At 64.2% G+C, this 3,319-nt stretch carries 5 protein-coding genes; 4 read left to right on the forward strand and 1 reads right to left on the reverse strand.

Features of this window, described 5'->3' with window-relative positions:
• The 3 genes from EN780_RS30450 to rbsK form a co-directional block, all read left to right on the forward strand.
• Positions 1–833 (forward strand): ATP-binding cassette domain-containing protein (locus EN780_RS30450; protein WP_128276135.1); only part of this gene is annotated, 833 nt, incomplete at its 5' end.
• 29 nt (positions 834–862) lie between these two features.
• Positions 863–1,315 carry an RbsD/FucU family protein gene (locus EN780_RS30455; protein WP_126054886.1) on the forward strand — a complete coding sequence of 151 codons (453 nt, stop codon included), beginning with the start codon at positions 863–865 and terminating at the stop codon, positions 1,313–1,315.
• Positions 1,316–1,319: 4 nt separating this feature from the next.
• On the forward strand, positions 1,320–2,249 hold the full coding sequence (gene rbsK / locus EN780_RS30460; RefSeq protein WP_128276136.1) for a ribokinase: 930 nt from the start codon (positions 1,320–1,322) through the stop codon (positions 2,247–2,249).
• A gap of 23 nt (positions 2,250–2,272) precedes the next feature.
• Here rbsK and EN780_RS30465 read toward each other — a convergent pair whose 3' ends face one another.
• Positions 2,273–2,644 (reverse strand): hypothetical protein, encoded by a 372-nt coding sequence (locus EN780_RS30465; protein ID WP_128276137.1) that lies wholly within the window; start codon positions 2,642–2,644, stop codon positions 2,273–2,275.
• A gap of 278 nt (positions 2,645–2,922) precedes the next feature.
• Here EN780_RS30465 and EN780_RS30470 point away from each other — a divergent pair, with 278 nt between their 5' ends.
• Entirely contained in the window at positions 2,923–3,150 is a 228-nt protein-coding gene (locus EN780_RS30470; protein ID WP_128276138.1) for a hypothetical protein, read from the forward strand.
• The last annotated feature ends 169 nt before the right edge of the window (positions 3,151–3,319 follow it).

Below are 3,319 nucleotides of genomic sequence, written 5' to 3' on the forward strand. Positions count from 1 at the left end.
ACATCGCCATGGTGTTCCAGAACTACGCGCTCTACCCGCACAAGACGGTGGAGCAGAACATGGCCTTCGCGCTGAAGCTGCGCAAGACCGATCCGGCGATCGTCGCCGAGCGGGTCAAGCGCGCCGCCGACATCCTCGACCTCGCGCCCTATCTCAAGCGCTATCCGCGCCAGCTCTCGGGCGGCCAGCGCCAGCGCGTCGCCATGGGCCGCGCCATCGTGCGCAACCCGCAGGTGTTCCTGTTCGACGAGCCGCTATCGAATCTCGACGCCAAGCTGCGCGTGCAGATGCGCACCGAGATCAAGGAACTGCATCAGCGGCTGAAGACAACGACCATCTACGTCACGCACGACCAGATCGAGGCCATGACCATGGCCGACAAGATCGTGGTGATGCGCGACGGCCGAATCGAGCAGGTCGGCGCGCCGCTGGAGCTGTTCGACCGTCCGGCCAACCTCTTCGTCGCCGGCTTCATCGGCTCGCCGGCGATGAACCTTCTGAAGGGCGTCGTGCGCAAGGGCGACAAGCCGATCGTCGACATATCCGGCACGGCGTTTCCGCTTGCCCCCGGCAGCACCGCCAAGGATGGGCAGAACGTCGTCTACGGCGTACGGCCCGAACATCTCGAAATCCATCCCGACGGCGTCGTCGCCAGGATTTCCGTGGTCGAGCCGACCGGTTCCGAGACCCTGGTCTTCGTGCGCTTCGGCGAAAGCGAGATGGTGGCGCTGTTCCGCGAGCGCCACGACTTCAAACCGGGCGACACGCTGCATCTTCGGCCACGGCTCGACCAGCTTCACCTTTTCGACGCAGAGACCGGCAACCGGCTCTGATCTCCAACAGATTTTTCGCGAGGACTGCCATGCTCAAAGGGATCAATCCGCTGCTCAATGCCGACGTGCTCCAGGCACTGCGGGCGATGGGCCACGGCGACGACCTGATCATCTGCGACACCAATTTCCCGGCCGATTCGGTCGCCCGCCAGACGGAGCTAGGCTATCTGCTGCGCATCGACGCGCCGGCGGCGGAGGTGGTGAAGGCGGTGCTGTCGCTCTATCCGCTGGACAGCTTCGTCGACGACGCGGCCGCCCGCATGGAGATCGTCGGCAATCCTGACGAGATCCCGCCGGTGCAGAAGGAGGTGCAGAAGGAGATCGACAAGGCCGAGGGCAAGGCCTGGCCGATGATCTCGATCGAGCGCTACGCCTTCTACGAGCGCGCCAAGAAGGCCTATTGCGTCATCCAGACCGGCGAGCGCCGCTTCTATGGCTGCTTCGCCTTCCGCAAGGGCGTCATTCCGCCGGATGCGGAGTAGGGCGATGGCCGCCGGCAAGCCTGTCGTCATCCTGGGTGTCTTCGTCGCCGACACAGCCTACCGCGCAGACCGCCAGCCGCGCATGGGCGAGACCATCCTCGGCAACTCGTTCAAGCTGGGCCCGGGCGGCAAGGGTTCTAACCAGGCGGTCGCCGCCGGCAAGCTGGGCGCCGACACCACCTTCCTGACCCGGCTCGGCGTCGACGCCTTCGCCGACATGGCCAGGCACACCTGGCAGGCGGCCGGCCTGAAGGCGGCGGTCATCGACACGCCGGAGAGCTACACCGGCGCTGCCTATATCTTCGTCGAGGAGACGACCGGCAACAACGCCATCATCGTCAGTCCGGGCGCGGCGATGCTGATCTCGCCCGCCGACATCGATGCCCATGCCGGCCTCATCCGCTCGGCCGGCGTCTTCGTCACCCAGCTCGAGCAGCCGATCGAGGCCGCGCTGAGGGCGCTTGAGATCGCGCGCGGGGCAGGGGTGACGACCATCCTCAACCCGGCCCCGGCCGCCAGGCTGCCCGACCGCATCTATACGCTTTGCGACTATGTCACGCCCAACGAGACCGAGGCCGAGGAACTGACCGGCATCAAGGTGTCGTCCATCGACGACGCCCGCCGCGCCGCCGACAGCCTGCTCGAGAAAGGTGTCGGCGCGGTCATCGTCACGCTTGGCGAGAAGGGCGCGCTGCTGCACACAAAGGATCGTTCCGACCATGTCGGCGCCGTCAATGCCGGGCCGGTTGTGGAAACGACCGGCGCCGGCGACGCCTTCAATGGCGGCCTCGCGGCGGCCCTGGCGAAAGGCGTCGAGCCGCTGCAGGCGGTGAACTTCGCCTGCGCCGTCGCCGGCATTTCGGTGACTCGCCCCGGCACTGCGCCGTCGATGCCGACGCTGCAGGAGGTCGAGGCGCTGCTGGCGCGGACTTGAGGTCGACAGCGGGCCTAGCTGCCTCACCAGTCGGGATTGTCGTCGAGCCAATACGCTTCAAGGCAACCGAATTGACGCGGGAGGCCGAGCCGGCGTTTGGCGTCAAATGCCATCTCCGAAAGGGGCCACTGTGAGTTGCGCCCTTCCGCGCCTGGCACGATGGTGTACCCATCGGCGATCAACTGCAGCTTCATCTCCTCGAAGTGCCTTTTGAAGCCGTTCTCGATTCGGCTTTGCGGATAGCGTCGTCCATACAGGCATTCATGGCTCAGAATGCCGGAATACATCTGGGCGCTGAGCGTTCTCAGGGCGGTTTCGGAAATCTGTTTGTCGGTGTCCTTGGACCAGCACCGACCTGCCGACGCCAGCAGCATCGCGGCCAGAAAACCTGCCAAAACCCTCTCCGCCTTGGTCCCTTCCGGCCAAGGTGACATATTAGCCACAGGTAATGTTTATCGGCAATCCGGTCTTGCGCCTTTGTCCCGAGTGTCCCGTAATGGGTCATCATTTCTGGCATCGCAATTGCACTGTCAGCAATGCCCGGGGTCGTTAATTACCCCGGCAGCCGGGGGGCAAATTCGGGGGGCCCCGCCGCTCCAGAAATGGAGCGGCGGGCTCTTTAACAACTGAGTTTGAAAGCCGCCTGAATCGCCAAGACCAGAGTGCCGCAGCCATGTATTTTCCTCAGTTTCTAGTAGGCATGCTCGCAACGTCGTTCATCACGGCAATCTGGGCCGAAATAGAAACCGGCTCGGTCTGGAAGGCGCTCGGCTGGGCCATTCTTGCGCTGGTCATTCTTCAGGTTGGATATATCGGTCTGGTTGTCGGCCTGATCTACAAACGTGGATCGAAAGGCACCGAGGCGGCCCGGATGTCGGCAAATTACACGCCGCCGGCCTGAATGGCGAAAACCGGCGTGCCGCCGCAGCGGGCACAAGCCGGTTCCTGAAAGTTGAAGCTTTTCTGCAGAGTCAGGGCCTAGGCCCTTGAAAGAAATGGCGCGAGTGACGGGGCTCGAACCCGCGACCTCCGGCGTGACAGGCCGGCACTCTAACCGACTGAGCTACACC

Origin of the sequence: Mesorhizobium sp. M4B.F.Ca.ET.089.01.1.1 (genome assembly GCF_004022605.1) — a bacterium.
Lineage (GTDB): Bacteria > Pseudomonadota > Alphaproteobacteria > Rhizobiales > Rhizobiaceae > Mesorhizobium > Mesorhizobium abyssinicae.

Bases quoted from the DNA above. Each gene is read 5' to 3' on its own strand.
- EN780_RS30470 (WP_128276138.1), top strand. From the start codon at position 2,923: ATGTATTTTCCTCAGTTTCTAGTAGGCATGCTCGCAACGTCGTTCATC.
- EN780_RS30455 (WP_126054886.1), top strand. From the start codon at position 863: ATGCTCAAAGGGATCAATCCGCTGCTCAATGCCGACGTGCTCCAGGCA.
- rbsK (WP_128276136.1), top strand. From the start codon at position 1,320: ATGGCCGCCGGCAAGCCTGTCGTCATCCTGGGTGTCTTCGTCGCCGAC.